The sequence below is a fragment of the Mesorhizobium atlanticum genome, from assembly GCF_003289965.1.
Lineage (GTDB): Bacteria > Pseudomonadota > Alphaproteobacteria > Rhizobiales > Rhizobiaceae > Mesorhizobium > Mesorhizobium atlanticum.
Genome location: NZ_QMBQ01000004.1, coordinates 515,918 through 536,490 on the forward strand (window position 1 = coordinate 515,918; position 20,573 = coordinate 536,490).

Here is a 20,573-nt window from a genome sequence, read left to right on the forward strand (position 1 = left end):
ATCAAAGCCGCAATTCACCTCTCGATATTCTCGAAGGCGCCGACACCTTGAGCGATGAGGTTGGTCGCCATGACCAGCGAGACGATTGCGCCTGAGTTGAAGACGACAACCCACCATTTGCCACCGGTCAGGAAGCCGTAGCCTTCGGCGACCGCCAGGCCCCAGTCGGCCGAAGGCGGCTGAATGCCGAGGCCGAGGAAGCTCAGCGTGGCGATCGAGAAGAAGGCGTAGCCGAGCCTTGTGACGAGCTCGATGAGGATCGTCTCCCTGATGTTGGGCAGGATCTCCAACACCATGATGGCGAAGGCATTCTCGCCGCCGAGACGCGCGGCGCTGACATATTCGCGTTCTTTCTGCTCGCGCACCGCGGCGCGGACGGTCCTGGCCACCAGCGGCGCATAAGCGATGGCGATCACCAGGATGACGGTGAGGTTCGAGGGCCCGAGCGCGACCAGCGTCATGGTGACGAGCACGATGAAGGGGAAGGCCATCAGCGTGTCTAGCAGCCGCGCGCCGATTGCGTCGACCAGCCCGTCGAAATAGCCGAGCACCAGTCCGATCACGGTGCCGGCGGCGACGCCGCCAAGCGTGGCGAGCGGCGCCACCAACAGGATATCGCGTGATCCGACGATGATGCGGGACAGCACGTCACGGCCGAGATGATCGGTGCCGAACCAGTGCGCGGCGTCCGGCGGCGTCAGCGTGGCGAGGAAGTCCTCGGCATAGGGATCGTAGGGAACCAGCCGGTCGCCGAACAAAGCGCAGGCGATCCAGAAGGCGAGGATGAGCGATCCGATGATAGCGGAGAGAGGAAGGCCGCGGACGGCGCGACCCAGCCTGGCGGCGACCCGCAGGACAATCGGCGCGTGCGACGGTGCCGGGAATTCCAGGAGATCCATCATAGCGACGCCCGTCGCCGTTGCCGCGGGTCGAGCAGCGCCTGGACGAAATCGCCGAGCGCAGCCGACAGCACGAAGATCGTCGCCATGACCAAGACGCCTGCCTCGAGCATCGGGAAATCGCGCGACTTGGCGGCATTGAGCACAAGATTACCGAGACCCTGGATGCCGAACAGCGCCTCGATCACCACCAGCCCGCCGAGCATATAGCCGCTCTGCGTCGCCAGCACCGCGATGGTGGGCGTCAGCGCGTTGGGCAGCACGTGGCGGACAATGACCTGCCGGCGATCGAGCCCTTTCAGGATGGCGGTGCGTGTATAGTCGGCGGCCAGCGCCTCGATGACACCGGTCCGCGTCATGCGCGCCAGATAGCCGGCGAGATTGAGCACGAGCGGCAGCGCCGGGAGGATGAGGTAGTAGCCGCTCGTCCAGAAGCCGGCGCCGTCGGGCGCAGCACCCGTGATCGGCAGCCAGTTCAGCCACAGGCCGAAGACCAGGAGCAGCAGCAGTCCGGAGACGAAATCCGGCACGATGCCGAAGGAGACGCCGGCGAGCACGATCAGCCGGTCGGGGAGCCGGCCCTGGTTGAGGCCGGCGGCAATGCCTGCGCCGATGCCCAGCGGCACGAGAAACAAAAGGATGATCCCGGCAAGTGCGGCCGAGCGGCCGAGGCTTGCCAGCACGAAAGGCGCGACCGGCGCGCGCATGGACAGCGACGTGCCGAAATCGCCGGTAAGCGCCGCGCTGAACCAGCGCCAGTATTGGACCAGCAATGGCTGGTCGGCGCCGAGCTGTCTGTTCAGCGCGGCGACGGCTTGCGCGTCGGCGAAGGGACCCAGCATGACGCGCGCTACATCGCCGGGCAGGACCTGCCCGGCGAGGAAGACCAGCGCGCTGACCAGCCACAAAGTGAGGAGCAGCGAGGCCACGCGCGCCGACAAGGTGCGGCCGGTCAGCATCCAGTGCCCCGGCCGGTTTGGCGTTTCCGCATCATGCCTGGACGAAGGAAACGCGGTCGAGCAGCAGATGCGAGATCGCGGTGAAGCGCACGCCCTCGACCTTGGAGCTCGCGATGCGGCTGTATTGCGAGAAGTAGCTGATGATCTCCGGCGTTTCGTCGAGCAGCAGGGCCTGGATCTTGCCGGCCGCGATGCGCTGTGCCTGCAGGTCGCGGGCCTTGCCGTAGTCGACCAGCAACGCGTCATAGTCCGCATTCTTGAAATGCGCGGCGTTCCACGCGCCATCGCTCTTCAGCGTCGCATTGAGGAAGATGTCGGGCGTGCCGCGATGGCCGAAATCGGTGATGCCGAGATTGGAATCGAGCCACGGCGAGCTGCCGAAGGCCGCCGATCCGTAATAGGCATCCTGCGGCAGCACATTGAGCTTGATGTCGATGCCGGCCTTCTTGGCGAAGTTCTGGATGATCACCGCGTAGTCGGGAATGTCGTAGGCGCGCTCGGTGGTCAGCGTCACCTGGAAGCCGTTCGGCACGCCGGCTTCGGCCAGCAGCCGCTTGGCCTCGGCAAGGTCCTGCTTGCGCTGCGGCACCGAAGGATCGGCCGAGGGGAAGATCGGCGCGAAGGGCGTGTCGTTGCCAACGATGGCGCGACCCTTGAGCAGGCCCTTGACGATGGCTTCGCGGTCGAGGGTGAGCGCCAGGGCGCGGCGGATGCGCTTGTCGGTGAACGGCGCCTGGTCGGTCCTGAGATGCACGACGTCATGCGAGCTCGCCTGCACGCTCAGCAGCTTGAAGTTGGCATTGCCTTCGATCGCCAGTTCCAGGCGCGTGGTGCTCGGGATGACGTCAAGCTGGCCGGCCTGCAGCGCCACGACCTGCGCCTGCTCGTCATCGAAGAATTTTATCTCGATCCGATCGGGCAGCGCCTTGTCGCCCCAATAATCGGGATTGCGCACGAAGCTTGCGCCCTGCTTGGGACGGAAGGATTCGAGCTTGAACGGACCGGTGCCGTTGAAGTTCTTCTCGAAGTCGCCGGCATAGTCGGCCGGCAGGATCACGGCGTTATAGACGTCCGAGGAGACATAGAAGGGGAAATTCGAGTTCGACTGGTCGAGATCGAAGGCGACCGTCTCGTCGTCGACGATCTTGGCGCCGCCCTTGGAGAGGATGCCCTTGTAAGCCGAGAGCGCCGAGGAGCCGCTGTTCGGGTCGACCAGACGCTCGAAGCTTGCCACGACGTCCTTGGCGGTGACGGTGCGGCCGTCATGGAATTTCACGCCAGGCCGCAGCTTGAAGGTCCAGCGCTTGGCCGTCTCGTCGGCTTCCCAGGACAGCGCGAGCTTCGGCTGCAGCCCGTCCTTGGGATCGTCGAGGATCAGATATTCGCCGACTTGGCTGAGCACGCCGATGCTGGCCGGATCGGTAACCGTGACCGGATCGATCGCCTTGGTCGGCTGGCCGAGCCCGACGCGAACCGTGCCGCCGGCGGCAGCCGCGCGGGCCCGGGAGAAACCGAGGCCTTGCGAAGCGGCGAAGCCGGTCAGGCCGATCAGCGCGGCGTATTTCAACAGGTCGCGGCGCTTGAGGTAACCCTTGGCGTATTCATCGACGGCGACGTTCCAGATGTCGCCGGAGAGATTGCGAAGAGCGTCGATTTCGTTGCGTTTGGTCATTTTTGCCTCTGTGAAAATTGGGGTTTGAAATGAAGTGGCGAGGGGGCCGGATCAGACCGGCTGGCCGTCGAGATGGATGCGGTCGACCGCTTGCGGATAGAAGGCGATCAGCCCCTTGATCTTCGGCATCTCGGCGATCGGATCGCGATAGCTCCAGGCGATGTCCTCGCGCAGCGAACCGCCCTTGAGCACGCCCGACCAGTAGGACGCGATGCCCTTGTAGGGACATCGGGTCCTCGTCAACGAGGCCCTTAGCCGGTCGAGCCGGACATCTTCCGGCGGCAGGTAGAAGCGTGTCGGCAGATGCGTTTCGAACAGGAGCACGGGACGGCGGCTGTCGGCGATCAGCTCACCGTCGAACCAGACCTCGACATGGATGGAGCTCTGCAGCACGTCGATGCGCGCATAGGGATCGCGGGCATGGACGAAGACCTCTTCATCCTCCTCGAACCACTGGTCGACCAAGTTCCAGGTGAAGGCGACGCGGCCGGCGAGCGGCGCAAGGTTCTCGTCTGGCGGCGCCGTGAACGACCAGGCGGCATCGGGGGCGCGCCGGTCGCCGGCTTCGATATCCCAGTATTTGGTCTCGCCGCCCACGGCATGCTGCTGACCCTGCTTCGACGGTTTCAGCACCGACTGGTCGACAGCCGCCAGCGGGAAGAAATAGATCGGCAAAAAATGGTTGGAGCGCAGCACCAGCACGTTGCGGCTGTCGGCGATGACGCGGCCGCCGAACTTGACGCGGATGCGCTTGGGGCTGTGCAGGACATTGATCAGCTGTGGGGCGGTCGCTTCGCGCGGCTGCAGTTTGGGTTGGGCGGTCATGACGGCTCTCCTCAGGACACGGCGCGCTGGTTGGCGCGCTGCTCGGCGAAGCGGTTGGCTGGGCGGGCGAGGCCGAAGCGGTCACGCAGCGTTCCGGGCGCGTATTCGGTCGGAAAGACGCCACGACGCTGCAGCTCGGGCACGACCTGCTCGGCGAAATTGATCCAGTCTTCCGGCAGCAGCGGGAACATCAGGTTGAAGCCGTCGGCGGCGCCCGCCTCGAACCAATCCTGCAGCTGGTCGGCGATCTGCTTCGGCGTCCCTGCAACGGTCGGCACCGAGCCGCTGTTCGCCAGCTTGCGGGCGATCTCGCGCAGGGTCAGGTTCTGGGTCGCCCACTGCCTGACGCGGTTGAGCGAGGTGCGCCCGCCATTGAAGGTGCTTTCATCCGGAAGCTGCGGCAGCGGACCGTCCGGCGGATAGGCCGAGAGATCGATGCCGCTCCAGCTCGACAGGAGGTCGATGCCGACGCGATCCGGCAGCAGTGTCTGCAGATAATCCTGCCTGTCGCGCGCCTCGGCCTCGGACGCGGCAACGATCGGCAGGATGCCGGGAAGGATCTTGAAGCTTTCCGGGCGCCTGCCGTGACGGGCGAGGCGCTCGTTGATGTCCTCGCGGTACCGAATGCCGTCTTCCCTGGTGCTGTAGATGGCGAAATGGGCATCGGCGTGGGCGGTGGCGAAGTTCTTGCCGTCTTCCGAGGAACCGGCCTGGACGATCAGCGGATGGCCCTGCGGCGGTCGCGACACGTTAAGCGGACCGCGCACCTTGAAATGCGCGCCGCGATGGTCGAGCACATGGACCTTGTCCGGATCGGCGAAATAGCCGGTTTCCTTGTCGAACAGCAGGGCTTCGTCTTCCCAGCTGTCCCACAACCCCTTGACGATATCGAGGAATTCGGCGGCGCGCTGGTAACGGAAGGCATGCTCGATGTTGCCGTCGCGGCCGAAGTTGCGCGCTTCCTCGTCCATGGCCGAGGTGACGACATTCCATGACGCCCTGCCCTGGCTGATATGGTCGAGCGAGGCGAACAGGCGCGCCACGTTGTAGGGCTCGCTGTAGGAGCTCGAAGCGGTGGTGATGAGGCCGATATGCTTCGTCACGCCGGCCAGTGCCGAAAGCAGCGTCAGCGGCTCGAGGCGGGCATTGGCATAATGCGCGACGCCGCTCTTCACCGAGTCCCAGATCGACACGTGGTCGGCGACGAAGATGGTGTCGATCCTGGCGCGTTCGGCCGCCTGGACCAGCTCGCGGTAATAGTCGAAGCCGAGCACTTCCCGGCCGGGCGCGCGCGGATGGCGCCACGACATGCGATGGTCGCCCTGCGGGTTGAAGAAGAACGCGCTGAGGATCAACTGATTTCGCGCCATGCCGGCCTCCTGCAAATCGCTGGGAGAGAGACGGGGCGCCGCGTTGTCCGGCGGCCCGCGATCTCCAATTTGCAAAAGGCTAGATTGCGCCCAGCTATAATTCGAGTAATTTTATAGAGATAATATACTATTCAAGCGGAAGCGATTGCCCTCGATTAGGGCACCGGCAGAAAGCGATTTCGAGGTCTTGATGTCCCCTTCGGTACTGAATGTGGAGAAACTTTCCATCGCCTATGGCGGGAAAAGAGGATGGCAATCCGCCGTCGATGGCGTGTCGCTCGTAATAGGTCAGGGCGAAGCGTTGGGGCTGGTCGGCGAATCCGGTTCGGGCAAGAGTTCGGTGGCGCTGGCCATATTGCGCTACCTGCCGGGGAATGCCCGGATCGCCGCCTCGGCGCTGGAGTTCCAGGGCCGAGAAATCGGCAGCCTCTCAGGCGAAGAGCTGCGCGGCCTGCGGGGTGATCGCATCGCAGCGGTCTACCAGCATCCGGGCGCCGCGCTCAGCCCGGCCATGACGATCGGGAGGCAGATCGGCGAGACGATCATGCGCCATCGCCCGGTGCGTCACGAGGAAGCGCGCTGGCGCTCGGCCGAATTGCTCAAACGCGTGCGGGTCGCCAATCCGGAGCGGGTGCTCGATCTCTATCCACATGAATTGTCCGGTGGCATGCAGCAGCGGGCCAATATCGCCATCGCCATCGCGCTCGACCCGGCGCTACTGGTGCTGGACGAGCCGACGACCGCGCTCGATGCCAGCGTGCAGTCGGAGGTCATCGCAATCCTCGACGACCTGCGCCGCGAGCACAAAACCAGCATTCTCCTGATCAGCCACGACATCAACCTGATCCGCCGCTCCTGCGACCGCGTCGCGGTGATGCAGTCGGGCGCCGTGGTCGAGAGCGGCGATGCCGAGGATGTGTTCGAGAACCCCTCTCATGCCTATACCAAGGCGCTGATCGCCTCGATCCCGGCGCTCAATTTCACCAAGCGGGACGGTCGCCTGGCCGAGATCGGCACGACCGTTCGCGGTCGCCCCAAGGCGATCGCGACAGCTCCCGATCAAAGAGATTCCGACGAAAGAAACGGGCAGATCGCCGTCGCCTGCAAGGCAATCAGTCATTCCTTCGGCGAGCAAGAGGTGCTGCACAAGATCGACCTCAGCGTCGAGCAGGGCAAGACCTTCGGCCTGATCGGCGAATCCGGCTCCGGCAAATCGACGCTGGCAAGGATCGTCACCGGGCTGCAGACGCCCACTGAGGGATCGGTGGAGCTGTTCGGCAGGACGGTGGCGCCCCGCGCCGAGAGGCGGGCGCCGGGCGAGCGGCGCGACGTGCAGATGGTTTTCCAGTCGCCGGACCGAACGCTCAATCCGCGCCACCGGATCGGGCGGATCATCAGCCGGCCGCTGCGGCGGCTTGCGGGGCTTGGCCGGAGCGATGCGAAGAACCGCGTCGGCGACCTGCTGCGCTCCGTACGGTTGGCGGACACGACCGCGGAACAGAAGCCACGCTCGCTGTCCGGCGGCCAGCGGCAAAGGGCGGCGATCGCTCGGGCCTTCGCCGGCGCGCCGAAAGTGGTGGTGCTGGACGAGCCGACCTCGGCGCTCGACGTCTCGGTGCAGGCGACGGTGCTCAACCTGCTCAACGACCTGCAGCGCGACAGGGACACGACCTATCTGTTCATAAGCCACGACCTCAGGGTCGTGCGCTACATGGCCGACAGGATCGGCGTGCTCTACCGCGGCCGGCTGGTCGAGACCGGCACGTCCGAACAGGTCTTTCGCGGACCCAATCACCCCTACACGAAGCTGCTTTTGGCGGCGTCTTCGGATGAGGCGCCGGCAGTGTCAGCCCAGGCGGAGACCGCGGCCGAGATCATTTCGAACAGCGGGTGCGCATTCGCCGGCCGTTGTCCGTTGGCGCAGCCTCGATGCCGGGAAGCGGAACCGCCCGCCGCCGATGTGGGCGACGGCCATCTGATCGCCTGCCGGCGAACGGACAAGCTGCTGGCCGGCTAGCCGATCCGATTTCCACTTTTCGGATCGAACAGATGCAGCGCCGCTGGATCGGCGGCCAGGCGGATCGTGTCGCCCGGCCTCACATCGCTGCGACCCATGACGAAGACGCAGATCTGCTGATTGGCCAGCCTGACATAGAACTGCGTCGAGAGACCCAGCGGCTCGACCACTTCGACCTCGGCTTTCAGCGCGCCATCGTCGACCAGCTTGATATGCTCAGGCCGTAGCCCGATGGTGAGCGCATCGCCGTCCTTGAGCGGCAGGCCATCGGGCAATCGCAGCTTCTGGCCGTCGGCGAGCACGGCATCGACCTTGCCGCCCTTGGCGACTTTTGCCGGCAAGAAATTCATGCCGGGCGAGCCGATGAAGCCGGCGACGAATGTGTTGGCCGGACGGTCGTAAAGCTCGAGCGGACGGCCGACCTGCTGGACATAGCCGTCATGCATGACGACGATGCGGTCGGCCATGGTCATGGCTTCCACTTGGTCATGCGTGACATAGACCGAAGTGGTCTTGAGCTGCTGATGCAGCGCCTTGATCTCGGCACGCATATGGACGCGCAGCTTGGCGTCGAGGTTCGACAGCGGCTCATCGAACAGGAACACCTTTGGGTCGCGCACGATGGCGCGGCCCATGGCGACGCGCTGGCGCTGGCCGCCGGACAGTTGGCGCGGCAGGCGGCCGAGATAGGAGTCGAGCCCGAGCCGCTTGGCGGCGGCGCCCACCCTGTCGTCGATCGTCGTCTTCTCGGCCTTCTTCAGCATCAGGCTGAAGCCCATGTTGGAGGAGACGTCCATATGCGGATAGAGCGCGTAGGACTGGAACACCATGGCGATGTCGCGGTCCTTCGGCGCGACATCGTTGACCAGGCGCTCGCCGATATGGATCTCGCCGCCGGTGACCTCTTCGAGACCCGCGATCATGCGCAGCAGCGTGGACTTGCCGCAGCCGGACGGGCCAACCAGGACGACGAACTCGCCATCGGCGATCTCGAGATCGACGCCATGCAGGATGCGCAGCGCGCCATAGTCCTTCTCGACGTTTTGCAGCGTGACGGAAGCCATCTTTTATCCTTTGACCGCGCCGGCGGTGAGGCCGGTGACGAGATAGCGTTGCAGGAAGGCGAAGAAGACGCAGACCGGGATCAGCGCCAGGATGGAGGCCGCCATCATCTGCCCCCAGTCGACGGCGAACTTGCCGATGAAGGTGAGCAGGCCGACGGCGAAGGTCTTCTGCTCGTCGCTGGAGATCAGCATCAGCGCGAACAGCAACTCGCTCCAAGCGGCGGTGAAGACGAAGCCGAGTGTCGCCCCCATGCCGGGCAAGGTCAGCGGCACGATCACGCGGCGCATGGCCTGCGCGCGGGTGCAGCCGTCGATCATCGCCGCCTCCTCCAGGTCCTTCGGGATGCCGTCGAAGAAGGACTGCATGAGGAACGTGGCGAAGGCGGTGTTGAAGGCGGTGTAGATGATAATCAGGCCGATAAGGCTGTTGGTGAGGCCCAGATCACCCATGATGCGGTAAATGGGCGGGATGACCATGACCAGCGGAAAGGTCTGGGTCAGCAGCAGCAGGATCGCCAGCGTCGCCTTGCCTCGAAAAGTGAAGCGCGACATGGCGTAGCCGGCGAGCGTGGCGATGACGGTGACAAGCGCGGCCGTCGACACCGAGACGATGACGCTGTTCAGGAAATAGCGCGGGAAGTCGGACGCCTCGAGCACGGTGGCGAAGTTCTTGAGCGTGGTTTCAGACGGCCAGAAGGTGATGCCTTCTGAATAGAGCAGACGCTCGGGCGTCACCGAGATCTTCAGCGTCCAGAAGATCGGGAACAGCGCGAAGATCACGTAAGCCGCGATTGCAGCATAGAGACCGAGGCCGCCGAAAATGCGCGAGGAGGTGGAGCGACCGGCGATCATCAGACGTGCCTCACCAGCGTGCGGCGGATGGCGATCAGGCCGATGGCATAGGCGATGAGCAGCACCAGAAGCAGCACCGCCACGGCAGAGGCATAGCCTTTGTCCAGCGATTTGAAGGCGCTGACATAGATGTAGACCGGCACAGTGCTGGTCGAGCCGGCAGGCCCGCCTTCGGTCATGACGAAGATCAGGTCGGCGAAGGTGGCGATCCAGATGGTGCGCAGCATGACGGTAATCACGATGGTGGGCGCCAGGAAGGGCAACGTCACCTTGGTGAAGCGCTGCCATGGCGATGCGCCGTCGATGGCCGCCGCCTCATGCAGTTCGGACGGGATCGACTTGAGCGCCGCCAAGAGGGTAATGGCGAAGAAAGGGATGCCGAACCAGATGTTGGCGACGATCGGCCCCCACATGGCGGTGGCGGGATCGGAAAGCACATTGGTCGGCTCGGCCTTCAAGCCGAGCGCGAAGAGCCAGTGCGGCAGCGGCCCAATGATCGGGTTGAACAGCCAGGCCCAGGTGAGGCCCGACAGAAAGGACGGCACCGCCCAGGGCAGGAAGACCACCGCCTGCACGACCTTGCGGCCATAGAAGGGCTTGTCGAGCAGCAGCGCCAGACCGAGCCCCAAGAAGAACTGGAAGAACAGGCTGGCGACGGTCCACCACAGCGTGTTGATCAGCGCCTGTCCGAGCACCTGGTCGGAGAGCATCGCCTGGTACTGAGCAAGGCCGACATATTGCGACTTGAAGGCCGAGAATTTGCGGAAGGAATAGCTGATGCCGATGATCAGCGGCACCAGAAGCACCAGGACCAAGAGCACGATAGCCGGCGAAAGGTAGAGCCATGGCTCGATCGCGGCCTTGCTCAGCCGCCGTTTGCGCGGCAGCGCGGCGGATCGGATTTCGGACACTGCGTAGGTCATAAGTTCTTGGCTCTACGGGTGATGGGTGGATGCTGGCGTATGCGACAGCGTCCTTCTCCCCGCTCTACGAGGAGAAGATGCCGGTTCACCCTCCGTGGCAGCAGCGCAGCTGCGGCGAAGGAGGGCAGGCAGATGAGGGGCGGCGCTAGCTTTTCAGAACTTAGTACTGCCCCTCATCCGTCACTTCGTGACACCTTCTCCCCGTAGAACGGGAGAAGGAAAGAAGGTCACTTCTTGTTTTTGGCCAGCCAGTCCTTCTGTTCCTTGGTGAGGAACGCGGCCCATTCGTCCGCCACCTGCTTGGCCGGCTTCTGGCCGAGCAGCACTTCCTGGAAGTTCTTGATGGCCACCTGGTCGACGAAGTTGCCGAGGTTTTCCAGATGCGTCGGCGGCGTCACCATTTCATATTTCGAGCTGTCGCTGAGCTCGGTGAACCAGCCCTTGAACTGCTCGGTCTTGAAATGCGCGTCCTGGTCGGCGCCGTTGTGGATCGGGATGACGCCGACTTCTTTCGCCCATTCCAGATTGTCCTTAGGCGACAAAAGCGTGGCCATCAGCTTCCAGGTCTCGTCCTTGTGCTGCGAGTTGGCGAACATCGCCCAGCCGGCATAGCCCAGCGTCGGATAGGATTTGCCGCTTGGGCCCACCGGAAGCGGCGCCACCGCGAAGTCGTCGGCGCTCATCTTGTCGGCGATGCCGAGCAGCGCGTCGGGATCCTGGTTGAGCATGGCGCAAGTGCCGGAATAGAAACCGGTGACCGTTTCGTTGAAGCCCCAGCTCACGGCGTCCTTCGGCGCCAGGCCGTTCTTGTACATGTCGGCGAGCATCTGCAGGCCTCTCACCGAGCCTTCATCGTTGATGGTCGAGGTGCCGTCGTCGGTGAAATAGCCGCCCTTGCCGTCGGCGATGTTCATGAACATGTGCATGCCGTTGAAGGCGCCGGGACCGCCGCGCAGGCAGTAGCCATATTTGCCGGGGATGGCCGAGATCTTCTTGGAGAAGTCGACGAACTCGTCCAGCGTTGCCGGCGGACGGTCGAGGCCGGCTTCCTTGAACAGCTTCTTGTTCCAGAACAGCGCGTTCACATAGTAGCCATAGGGGATCATGAACTGGGTGTTGTTGACGGTCGAACCGAACTGCTTGGCGCGGTCGCCGAGCGTCTTGGCGTCGTCCCACTTGGCCATGTAGGGGCCGAGGTCCTCGAGCTGGCCGTTATTGGCGTAGAGACCCATCCAGCGTTCCGGCATCTCGACCACGTCTGGCGTGTCGCCGGCCTGCACCATGGTGAGGAACTTTTCGAAGGCCTGGCCCCAGGGCAGCGAGACCACCTCCACCTTGATCCCCGGATTGGCGCTCTCGAATTCGGCGATCTGCTTCTTCAGGAATTCGGTGCGCGGCGGGCTGGTGATCACCTCGACCAGCTTGATGGTGGTGTCGGCCAGCGCGCCGCTGGCGGAGATCGCCAGGCCGGCGACGGCGGCAAGCATGAAGGTCAGTCTTTTCATGTTCAGGACTCCCATTTTGAACACTCGTTATTTTTTTGACTTGTCAAAGGCCTGGGCGATGTCGGCCCAGAGGTCCTCGACATTTTCCAATCCGACATTGAAGCGGATGGTTCGGGGGCTGACGCCGAAGCGCGCCATCGAATTGATGCCCGGCGTCTGCTCGAGCGAGGCCTTCGCCGGCACGACCAGGCTTTCATGTCCGCCCCAGCTGACGCCGATGCGGAAGAGCTTCAGCGCATCGACGAAGGCCGGGATGTCGACATCCTCCGTGACCTCGAAGGAGAACAGCCCGGCATAGCCGGCTAAGGTCTTCTTGCCGGGATGGTTGGAATAGGCGGGATGGTTGACCCGCTCGACCTTGCCATGCGCCTTCAGCCGCTCGGCGAGGATGAGCCCGCTCTTCATGTGATGCGGCAGGCGCAGCGGCAGCGTGCGCAGGCCGCGAAGCAGCAGCCAGCCTTCGAAGGGCGACAGCTTGCCGCCGAGCTGGGAATAGGTCTGCTCGTTGATGTGCTTGATGTTGGCGGCCGAGCCCGCCACCACGCCGGCGACGGTGTCGCTGTGGCCGCTGAGATATTTCGAGGCCGAATGCAGCACCAGGTCGACGCCATGCGTGATCGGCTTCTGGAAGACAGGGCTGGCCCAGGAATTGTCGATGGTGGTGACGATGCCCTGTTCCTTCGCCAGCCGGGCAAGATGCCCGATATCCTGCAGCTCGAACATCATCGAGGTCGGGCTCTCGAGGTAGAGCAGCTTGGCGCCGGGAAGTGCCGCGGCGACCGCGTCCGGGTCGGAGCCGTCGACATAGTCGACCTTGATGTTCAAGCGCGGGAACAGCCGCTCGAACAACCGGTAGGCATCGCCATAGCAGTTGCGCACGGCGACCATGCGCTCGCCGGCGCCGACGAAGGCGAGCACGGTCGCGCTGATCGCCGCCATGCCGCTGGAGAAGCCGCGCGCGGCTTCGGCGCCTTCGAGCGCCGCCACGCGCGCCTCGAACTCCATCACCGTGGGATTGTCGCCGCGCGAATAGATCGGCTGCTTCCTTCTGCCGGCAAAGGTGTCGGCCATGTCGGCGTAATTGGCGAAGGTGAAGAGCGAAGTCTGGTAGATCGGCGGCACCACCGCGCCGCCGGGAAACGGATCGTCATGCGCCAGCAGCGTCGCCGCCTCGCCGAGATAGTCGCCGGCCAGGGAGGCCGGATCAAAAGTGTTGGGCTGCTCGTTCATCTGCGGTCCGAAAGCTTGAGGTTGGCGGCGCCGCGCTTCAGATCGTCCTCGACGGTGGCGATAAGCTTCAGCGCCTCGGCGCGGGCGCCTTCGGGGTCATGCGCGGCGATGCAATTGAAGATGGTGCGGTGATAAGGAAAGCTGGCATGGCCGAAATCGCGCACGCCGAGCGGATGTTCCCAGAAGCGGTGGAACATCTCGTACATGGCGGCGATGATCTGCTCGAAGAGCGGGTTGCCGGAGGCGCGGAAGACCGCCTGGTGGAATTCCCAATCCTCCTCCGAGGACATGCCGTCGCGAGTCTGGAAGGCCTCCTCCATGAGGTCGAGCTTGCGCTCGATCTCGGCGAGCTCGGCCTTGCCGGCACGAATGGCGCAAAGCGCGGCCGCCTCCGCCTCCAGCGCGCGGCGGATCTCCAGCGTCGCCATCAGGCCGGCGAAATCATTGCCGCCGGCCAGCGTCAGCGGCATGTGCAGCATATCGGGCGAGACCGCGGCCTTGAGATAGGTGCCAGAGCCCTGGCGCCGTTCGACGAGGCCCAATCCCTCCCAGCGGGTGAGGGCCTCGCGCACCGTGTTGCGGCTCACCTTGAGGCGTTCGGCGAGGATGCGCTCGGTCGGCAGTTTTTCGCCCGGGCCCAGAGCCTCCTGCCGCACGAACCCCGCCAACGCCTTCAGCACCGCGTCATCGCGGGCCGTCGTCTGGATCGGGGGCAAAAGATCGGTCAATCCGGCTGCGCCTAAAGTGGTTCAATGGTCCAACCAATTTGTGCATAAGCGGAATGACGAGTCAACAGTCGAAATGGGCAGCGGCCGAATGGCGAGATATCCGCCATCCGACCGGTCGGTTCAGGCGCGGACGCGCTTTGGCTCGGCAGCCCTGCGCTCCTGGCGCCAGCGCGCGAACATCTCCTCGCGAACCCGCCTCGAACCCGAAAGCCGCTCCTTGGCCTCCGCCAGGACAGAAGGCGAAGCCTCGGCCGGCGTGCCGGAGCGGAAGGGCGGCGCCGGCGCATATTCGAGCGAGAGCTGGACGATCTCAGCTTCCGCTTGGCCGAGCAGTCTTGCGACCAGCGCCAAGCCGAAATCGATGCCCGATGTGACGCCACCGGCGGTGATCAGCTTGCCGTCCTCGACGATCCGCGCATCGACAGGGATTGCGCCGAACTCTTCAAGGAAATCATGGGCATACCAGTGCGTGGTGGCCCGCTTGCCCTTGAGCAGTCCGGCAGCGCCAAGCACCAGAGCGCCGCTGCACACCGAGGTGATGTAGCGCGCCTGCGCGGAGCGCTCCCAGACGAAATCGAGAACTGCCTTGTCCTCCAGCAGCGCGTTGACGCCGCCACCGCCCGGAATGCACAGCACGTCGAGCGGCGGGCAGTCGTCGAAGGTCGCCGTCGGTGTCAGGGAGAGGCGCGTCGACGACATCACCGGATCGCGATCCTTCCAGATCAGTTCCACCTCCGCACCCTTGACGGTCGCCATAACCTCATAAGGCCCGGTGAGGTCGAGCTGCTGAACGTTGGGAAATACGAGAATGCCGAAACGAAGGCTCATGGAAATCTCCACAGTTTGACTTGAGCAGGTTGACTTGGGGGCAGGTTGACTTCGGGCAATGTACGGCATCATGCTTTGGCCCGATCGCCAATCATCCCTCGTTTCAGGCCAAAGCCATGCGCCGCATTGAAATCCTCGCCTATCCCGACATCCAGCTCCTCGACGTCAGCGGACCGCTACAGGTGTTCGCCAGTGCCAACGACTTCAGGATCCAGGCCGGCGAAGCGCCTGCCTACGAGGTCGTCGTCGTCGCCGCCTCGCCGCGGATCAGGACATCGTCCGGCCTGGTGTTGGAGGCGGCGGCGCTGCCGGCGCATGGGACAGAGATCGATACGGTGATCGTGCCCGGCGGCTGGGGCGTCAACGCAGCCTGCGAGGATACCGACCTGGTGCAGTGGATCATCGGCCGCTCGCGCGATGCGACGCGAACCGCCTCCGTCTGCAGCGGCGCCATGCTGCTGGCCGAGGCCGGCCTGCTCGACGGCCGCCGCGCGGTTACCCATTGGGGGCGCTGCGCGGAGTTCTCCAAGCGCTTTCCAAGGGTTCGGCTCGACCCAGACCCGATCTTCATTCGCGACGGCAATGTGTGGACATCGGCCGGCGTGACGTCGGGCATTGATCTCGCGCTTTCCTTCGTCGAGGCCGACCTTGGCCGGCGCATGGCGCTGGCGGTGGCGCGCGAGCTGGTCGTTTTCCTGAAACGCCCAGGCGGCCAGGCGCAGTTCAGCCAGACCCTCAAGCTGCAGGAAGGCGATGGGCGCTTCGACCGGCTGCATGGCTGGATCCTGGACAATCTCAGCGCCGACCTTTCGCTGGAGCAATTGGCCGACCGCGCCAATATGAGCCGGCGCAGTTTCTCGCGACGCTATCAGGAGGCGACCGGGCGGACACCCGCGCGTGCCGTCGAGGAAATCCGCATCGAAGCAGCGCGGCGGATGCTGGAGCGGGGACAGACGGTCGGCCAGACGGCCCGGCGCTGCGGCTTCGGTTCCGAGGAAACGATGCGGCGCGGCTTTCTACGCGTCCTCGGCACCAACCCGCGCGACTACCGCGAGCGTTTCTGAGCGCGATCGACAGCCCCGCTTATGGCAGTCTGGCCACGGCCCGGCGTGACCTCAACGGGCGAAAGGCGTCGCCGGCACCAAGGTTATCGCGCGAGCTTTCCGCAACCAAGCGCAAGCGCTTGGCGAGGTGTCGCCAGGGATTTTGCGAAGACACCATTTCCCATTGTTTCCTCCGATCAATGGCTTTGTGTCAGGGGTGATGAAGCACGCTCAGGCCGCCATCCGCGACGAGGCAGGCGGCGTTGATGAAGGGGCATTCGTCGGAGACCAGGAAGACCGCTGCCATGGCGATCTCTTCCGGGGTGGCGATCCGCCCGCCCGGATGCAAGGCGAGTGTCTTGCGGCGGGCGGCCTGCGGATCGTCGAAACTGTTCCAGTAGTCGATGACCTTCTGCGTGGCGACATAGCCGGGCGCCAGCGCATTCACGCGGATATTGTTGCCGGCATATTCGATCGCCAACGACCTGGTCAGGCCGAGCAGCGCATGCTTGGCGACGGGATAGGGGAAGGTGTGCGGGATGATGGTGAAGGCGTGCGTCGAGGCGATGTTCAGTATGACACCACCGCCCTGCCCGATCATGCCGGGCAGCGCCGCCTTAGCGCAGTGCCATGCGCCTTTGACATTGACGTCGAGATTGCGGGTCCACTCGTTGTCGGTGGCGTCTAGCGGGGTCGAGAAGACGTTCATGCCGGCATTGTTGATGACGGCGTTGACTGGACCGATGGCCTTCGTCGCCGCCTGCATCGCGGCGTCGATCGCCGCGGCGTCGGCGATGTCGACGGCCGCATGCGCGACCTTGCCCAAACGGGCAGCACTTTCGGCGAGAAGGCTCGCGTCGCAGTCGACCAGGAACAGCTCGGCCTTCTCGCGCAGGCAGGCCTCGGCGATGGCGTAGCCGATGCCTTGCGCGGCGCCGGTGAGGAAGATGCGTTTTCCGTTGAGCCTTGCCATCAGCGCCGCCCCAATGCCGAGGAACGAAGATTGTCGAGCAGCACGGCCAGGAGCAGGATAACGCCGCGCACGATGTATTGGTAGAATGCCGGAATGTTGAGCAGGTTCATCGCATTCTCGGCGATGCCCATGATCAGCACGCCGACGATGACGCCCGACATCGTCGCCCTGCCGCCGGCAAGCGAGACACCGCCGAGCACGCAGGCCGAGATCACCGACAGCTCGAGCCCGACCGCTGCGTTTGGCTGACCCGATGTGATGCGCGATGCGAGCAGGATGCCGGCGATGCCGCAGACCACGCCCTGCAGCGTGAAGATCCAGATGCGCGTCCTGTCGACATTGACGCCGGCGAGGCGCGAAGCTTCCGGATTGCCGCCGATGGCCAGCGTGTTCTTGCCGAAGACGGTGCTGTTGAGCACGAAGCCGAAAATGGCGAAGAGCACCGCCAGCACCCAGATCGGGGTCGGGATACCGAGCAACTTCGACAGGGCGAGTTGGTAGAAATCGGGGCTGTTGATGCCAACGGCCCGGCCGTCGGACGAGATCAGCGCCATGCCGCGCACGATCTGCATGGTGGCCAGGGTGGTGATCAAGGCATTGATGCGGAATTTGGCGATGACCACGCCGTTGACCCAGCCGACGACGGCGCCGCAGGCGACTGCCGCGATAAGGCCGAGCAGGATCGAGCCCGTGGTGTTCGACGCCATCACCGCAACCATGCCGGCAAAGGCGACGATGGAGCCGACCGACAGGTCGAAGTCGCGCGCGGCGAGGCAGAACATCATGGTGCAGGCGACGATGCCTACGGTGACCACCGATTGCAGCAGGCCAAGCATGTTGCGGTCGGTAAGGAAGTTCGGCACCAGGAGCGACACCAGCGCGAAGGCGACAACGAAGATGACGACGAGGCCCTGTTCGCCGAGCAGGATTTTTTTCAACCGGTCGGTCATTACAAATCCTTAGGATGCGATCGCGTCGGGGGTTTTCTTGTCGGGCAGAGCTGCCGCCAGGATCGCCTTTTCGGCGAACTGGTCGCGCGCAAGCTCGGCGCTGATGCGCCCGCCGCACATCACCAGGATGCGGTCGCAAATGCCCATCACTTCCGGCAGTTCGGAGGAGACCACGACGATCGCCATGCCGTCCCCGGCGAGCTGGTAGAGCAGCTCGTAGATTTCCGACTTGGCGCCGACATCGATGCCGCGCGTCGGCTCGTCGACGATCAGAACGCGAATGCCCTGCTCCGACAGCCAGCGGCCGAGGATGACCTTCTGCTGGTTGCCGCCGGAGAGGTTGACGATGTCCTGCTTGCGCGACGGCGTGCGCACCTTGAGCTTCTTGATGAAGGTTTCCGCGGTCGCGATCTCGCTGGCTCGATTCAAGACGCCGAAGTGCGTGTGATGGCGCCTTGACGAGATGTTGATGTTCTCCTCGATCGAGCGGCCCTGGATGATGCCGTCATGCTTGCGGTCTTCAGAGCAGAGCACAATGCCGGCCCGGATCGCATCGTGCGGGCTGGGGGCGGCAACCGCCTCGCCGTCGACGGTGATCGTGCCGCCGGAGCGCGGATCGGCGCCGAAGACCAACCGCATCAGCTCGGAACGACCGGCCCCGATCAGGCCGAAGAAGCCGACGATCTCGCCGGCGCGGGCTTCGAAGCTTGCCGGCATTCGCAGCTTGGCGCCGCTCAGCCCATCGACCTTCAACCGGACATCCCCGGCCTTGCGCGGTCGAAAACCCCAGATGTCGGAAATCTCGCGGCCGACCATTTCGGCGACGACCTGATCGCGCGTCACATCTTTGAGTGATTGATGATGTGCCGCGAGCTTGCCGTCGCGCAGCACCGTCAGGCTGTCGCAGAGCCGGAACACCTCGTCGAGGCGGTGCGAAACATAGAGGATGACCTTGCCCTCACCGCGCAGCCGGTCGATCAGCGCGAAGAGGATCTCGCTTTCGCGGGACGACAGCGACGAGGTCGGTTCATCGAGCGCAATGACGCGGGCGTCGAGCATCACCGCCTTGGCGATCTCGACCATCTGGCGTTCGCCGATCGACAGTGTCTTGACCTTGCGGCGCATATCGATCTCGATGCCGGCCGATTTCAGCTTGGCGCCGACATCGTCGAGCATGCGGCGGCGGGCGATAATGCCTCCGCTCGCCGGAAAACGGCCAAGGCTGAGATTCTCGGCGACGGTCAGCTCGGGCACGAGCTGCAATTCCTGATGGATGACGATGACGCCGTTGTCGAAGGCGTTTCTCGTCGAGGCATAGGCCTGAACCTCGCCGTCGATGCTTATCTCGCCGGCATCGGCATGCTGGTCGCCGGACAGGATTTTGATGAGCGTCGATTTGCCGGCGCCGTTCTCGCCCATCAGCCCGTGCACGGCGCCCTTTTCGACGCCGAACGACACATCCGACAAGGCTTTGACGCCCGGATAGGTCTTGGTGATGCTGGAGAATTCGAGAAAGGACACGAGCCTCGATCCTTCTGTGCGATGCCAAACGGGCGGCGGTATACACCGCCGCCCGTTTGTACAGGGAGGACTATTCGATGCCGAGGTCCTTGCGCACCTTCTGATAGTCGTCGCGCTTGGCCAGCGCGCCGGCGGTCAGCGTCAGCTTAGCCGGCTCCTTGTTGTTGGCGATCCAGTCATACATATTGAGCGCCGTCTCGTAGCCGTGGCGCTTGGGCGAGATGATCACCGTGCCGACGAAGCCGGTGGCCGCCGGCTTCTTGAACTCGTTGATAGCCGATTCCGCGCCGCCGATGCCGACGCCGATCATGCCGTCCGCCGGAATGCCGACGCTTTCGGAAGCGCGCACGGCGCCCAGCACCGCCTCGTCATTAAGGCCGAAGGCGATCCACTTCTTGATATCGGCATGGGCGTTGAGCACCACGGTCGCGGCGTTGAGGGCGGCTTCCGTGTCGGTTTTGGCCTGGGGGGCGTCGAAGATGTTTCCAGCCTTGAAGCCGGAGGCCTTCAGCACCGAAATCGCGCCTTCGACACGATCGACGGCGGTCGGCAGCTGGTCGTAGGAAACGCGGATCGCGCCGACCTCGTCCATCTTCCAGCCGCGCGCCTTCATCTCATCGACGATGGCCTGGCCGACGGCCTCGCCGATCTTGGTGGCGGAGATGCCCATATGCGGCACGTCTTCCAGCGGCTTGCCGTCGGCGCCGACCAGGCGGTCGTCCACCGTCATCAGCTTCAGATTGTTGGCGGCGGCCTTGGCGACGATGCCCGGGCCAAGCTTCACGTCCGGCGTGCAGACGACAAAGCCCTGCGCCCCCTGCGCGCCGAGATTGTCGATCGCCGACATCAGCTTCTCACCGTCCTCGGCGCCGATCTTGACCAGGGTGAAACCCTTCTCCTTGGCAGCCTGGTCGGCGAATTTCCATTCATCCTGGAACCAAGGTTCCTCGGGCTGTTTGACGACGAAGCCGATCTTGGTGTCCTGCGCATAGGCGGACGCGATCGTCGTGACCGACAAGACAGCGAGAGCGCTCGCGACGAGCGCGGTTTTCAAAAGTCGCATGTTTACCTCCCAGTGAACGGCCGGGCGCCGGGCCCGGATTTCCCGTCTCTAATCAATTTCATCATACACGTCAATTGATCTGGTATGATAAATGATTTAATGGTCAGGTCAGAAACGCTGGCGCAAATCACCGGCATCCGGTAGGGCCAGT

18 protein-coding genes are annotated in these 20,573 nt (G+C 64.2%); 2 read left to right on the top strand and 16 right to left on the bottom strand.

From position 1 onward, the window contains the following. Positions 1-14 precede the first annotated feature (14 nt). The 5 genes from DPM35_RS16120 to DPM35_RS16140 are packed head-to-tail and all read right to left on the bottom strand — an operon-like array spanning position 15 to position 5,725. Positions 15-902, bottom strand: coding sequence for an ABC transporter permease (locus DPM35_RS16120; RefSeq protein ID WP_112128244.1), 888 nt, complete (start codon positions 900-902; stop codon positions 15-17). After that, a complete protein-coding gene (locus tag DPM35_RS16125) occupies positions 899-1,858 on the bottom strand; it encodes an ABC transporter permease (protein ID WP_112128245.1) in 960 nt (319 codons plus the stop codon). Before DPM35_RS16125 ends, DPM35_RS16120 begins: the two co-directional genes overlap by 4 nt. Positions 1,859-1,889: 31 nt before the next feature. Beyond that, positions 1,890-3,530: an ABC transporter substrate-binding protein gene (locus tag DPM35_RS16130; protein WP_112128246.1), complete on the bottom strand. Its 1,641-nt coding sequence runs from the start codon at positions 3,528-3,530 to the stop codon at positions 1,890-1,892. Positions 3,531-3,581: 51 nt separating this feature from the next. Continuing rightward, positions 3,582-4,355: a DUF427 domain-containing protein gene (locus DPM35_RS16135; RefSeq protein ID WP_112128247.1), complete on the bottom strand. Its 774-nt coding sequence runs from the start codon at positions 4,353-4,355 to the stop codon at positions 3,582-3,584. Positions 4,356-4,366: 11 nt separating this feature from the next. Continuing rightward, the gene (locus tag DPM35_RS16140) at positions 4,367-5,725 is read right to left on the bottom strand and encodes an LLM class flavin-dependent oxidoreductase (RefSeq protein WP_112128248.1); all 1,359 of its coding nucleotides are present in this window, start codon (positions 5,723-5,725) and stop codon (positions 4,367-4,369) included. Between the two features lie 190 nt (positions 5,726-5,915). Between DPM35_RS16140 and DPM35_RS16145 the strand changes: the two genes are divergently transcribed. Further along, complete coding sequence (locus tag DPM35_RS16145; protein WP_112128249.1) at positions 5,916-7,742, top strand: dipeptide ABC transporter ATP-binding protein; 1,827 nt, start codon at positions 5,916-5,918, stop codon at positions 7,740-7,742. Here DPM35_RS16145 and DPM35_RS16150 read toward each other — a convergent pair. The 7 genes from DPM35_RS16150 to DPM35_RS16180 form a co-directional block, all read right to left on the bottom strand. Continuing rightward, a complete protein-coding gene (locus DPM35_RS16150) occupies positions 7,739-8,806 on the bottom strand; it encodes an ABC transporter ATP-binding protein (RefSeq protein ID WP_112128250.1) in 1,068 nt (355 codons plus the stop codon). The two genes, DPM35_RS16145 and DPM35_RS16150, sit on opposite strands and share 4 nt — an antisense overlap. Positions 8,807-8,809: 3 nt before the next feature. Continuing rightward, on the bottom strand, positions 8,810-9,658 hold the full coding sequence (locus DPM35_RS16155; RefSeq protein ID WP_112128251.1) for a carbohydrate ABC transporter permease: 849 nt from the start codon (positions 9,656-9,658) through the stop codon (positions 8,810-8,812). Then, positions 9,658-10,581, bottom strand: coding sequence for a carbohydrate ABC transporter permease (locus DPM35_RS16160; protein WP_112128252.1), 924 nt, complete (start codon positions 10,579-10,581; stop codon positions 9,658-9,660). Before DPM35_RS16160 ends, DPM35_RS16155 begins: the two co-directional genes overlap by 1 nt. A gap of 227 nt (positions 10,582-10,808) precedes the next feature. Further along, positions 10,809-12,086 carry an ABC transporter substrate-binding protein gene (locus DPM35_RS16165; RefSeq protein ID WP_112128253.1) on the bottom strand — a complete coding sequence of 426 codons (1,278 nt, stop codon included), beginning with the start codon at positions 12,084-12,086 and terminating at the stop codon, positions 10,809-10,811. 27 nt (positions 12,087-12,113) lie between these two features. Next, a complete protein-coding gene (locus DPM35_RS16170; protein WP_112128254.1) occupies positions 12,114-13,316 on the bottom strand; it encodes a PLP-dependent transferase in 1,203 nt (400 codons plus the stop codon). Continuing rightward, positions 13,313-14,044 carry a FadR/GntR family transcriptional regulator gene (locus DPM35_RS16175; protein ID WP_112128255.1) on the bottom strand — a complete coding sequence of 244 codons (732 nt, stop codon included), beginning with the start codon at positions 14,042-14,044 and terminating at the stop codon, positions 13,313-13,315. The genes DPM35_RS16170 and DPM35_RS16175 overlap by 4 nt, the downstream gene beginning before the upstream one ends. 120 nt (positions 14,045-14,164) lie before the next feature. Next, entirely contained in the window at positions 14,165-14,872 is a 708-nt protein-coding gene (locus DPM35_RS16180; RefSeq protein WP_112128256.1) for a DJ-1/PfpI family protein, read from the bottom strand. Between the two features lie 116 nt (positions 14,873-14,988). Here DPM35_RS16180 and DPM35_RS16185 point away from each other — a divergent pair, with 116 nt between their 5' ends. Then, the gene (locus DPM35_RS16185; protein WP_112128257.1) at positions 14,989-15,936 is read left to right on the top strand and encodes a GlxA family transcriptional regulator; all 948 of its coding nucleotides are present in this window, start codon (positions 14,989-14,991) and stop codon (positions 15,934-15,936) included. Between the two features lie 190 nt (positions 15,937-16,126). On the opposite strand, the gene DPM35_RS16190 is transcribed toward DPM35_RS16185, so the two are convergent. From DPM35_RS16190 to DPM35_RS16205, 4 genes are all read right to left on the bottom strand, one after another. Continuing rightward, positions 16,127-16,891 (bottom strand): SDR family oxidoreductase, encoded by a 765-nt coding sequence (locus DPM35_RS16190; protein WP_112128508.1) that lies wholly within the window; start codon positions 16,889-16,891, stop codon positions 16,127-16,129. Further along, the gene (gene araH, locus DPM35_RS16195; RefSeq protein WP_112128258.1) at positions 16,888-17,838 is read right to left on the bottom strand and encodes an L-arabinose ABC transporter permease AraH; all 951 of its coding nucleotides are present in this window, start codon (positions 17,836-17,838) and stop codon (positions 16,888-16,890) included. The genes DPM35_RS16190 and araH overlap by 4 nt, the downstream gene beginning before the upstream one ends. Before the next feature lie 9 nt (positions 17,839-17,847). Further along, complete coding sequence (araG, locus tag DPM35_RS16200) at positions 17,848-19,359, bottom strand: L-arabinose ABC transporter ATP-binding protein AraG (protein ID WP_112128259.1); 1,512 nt, start codon at positions 19,357-19,359, stop codon at positions 17,848-17,850. 70 nt (positions 19,360-19,429) lie between these two features. Further along, positions 19,430-20,422 (bottom strand): arabinose ABC transporter substrate-binding protein, encoded by a 993-nt coding sequence (locus DPM35_RS16205; protein ID WP_112128260.1) that lies wholly within the window; start codon positions 20,420-20,422, stop codon positions 19,430-19,432. Between the last annotated feature and the right edge of the window lie 151 nt (positions 20,423-20,573).

Coding starts and splice junctions, on each gene's coding strand:
- DPM35_RS16165 (WP_112128253.1), bottom strand. CDS start 12,086: ATGAAAAGACTGACCTTCATGCTTGCCGCCGTCGCCGGCCTGGCGATC.
- DPM35_RS16155 (WP_112128251.1), bottom strand. CDS start 9,658: ATGATCGCCGGTCGCTCCACCTCCTCGCGCATTTTCGGCGGCCTCGGT.
- DPM35_RS16140 (WP_112128248.1), bottom strand. CDS start 5,725: ATGGCGCGAAATCAGTTGATCCTCAGCGCGTTCTTCTTCAACCCGCAG.
- DPM35_RS16135 (WP_112128247.1), bottom strand. CDS start 4,355: ATGACCGCCCAACCCAAACTGCAGCCGCGCGAAGCGACCGCCCCACAG.
- DPM35_RS16150 (WP_112128250.1), bottom strand. CDS start 8,806: ATGGCTTCCGTCACGCTGCAAAACGTCGAGAAGGACTATGGCGCGCTG.
- DPM35_RS16160 (WP_112128252.1), bottom strand. CDS start 10,581: ATGACCTACGCAGTGTCCGAAATCCGATCCGCCGCGCTGCCGCGCAAA.
- DPM35_RS16130 (WP_112128246.1), bottom strand. CDS start 3,530: ATGACCAAACGCAACGAAATCGACGCTCTTCGCAATCTCTCCGGCGAC.
- DPM35_RS16180 (WP_112128256.1), bottom strand. CDS start 14,872: ATGAGCCTTCGTTTCGGCATTCTCGTATTTCCCAACGTTCAGCAGCTC.
- DPM35_RS16145 (WP_112128249.1), top strand. CDS start 5,916: ATGTCCCCTTCGGTACTGAATGTGGAGAAACTTTCCATCGCCTATGGC.
- DPM35_RS16185 (WP_112128257.1), top strand. CDS start 14,989: ATGCGCCGCATTGAAATCCTCGCCTATCCCGACATCCAGCTCCTCGAC.
- DPM35_RS16205 (WP_112128260.1), bottom strand. CDS start 20,422: ATGCGACTTTTGAAAACCGCGCTCGTCGCGAGCGCTCTCGCTGTCTTG.
- DPM35_RS16170 (WP_112128254.1), bottom strand. CDS start 13,316: ATGAACGAGCAGCCCAACACTTTTGATCCGGCCTCCCTGGCCGGCGAC.
- DPM35_RS16125 (WP_112128245.1), bottom strand. CDS start 1,858: ATGCTGACCGGCCGCACCTTGTCGGCGCGCGTGGCCTCGCTGCTCCTC.
- DPM35_RS16120 (WP_112128244.1), bottom strand. CDS start 902: ATGATGGATCTCCTGGAATTCCCGGCACCGTCGCACGCGCCGATTGTC.
- araH (WP_112128258.1), bottom strand. CDS start 17,838: ATGACCGACCGGTTGAAAAAAATCCTGCTCGGCGAACAGGGCCTCGTC.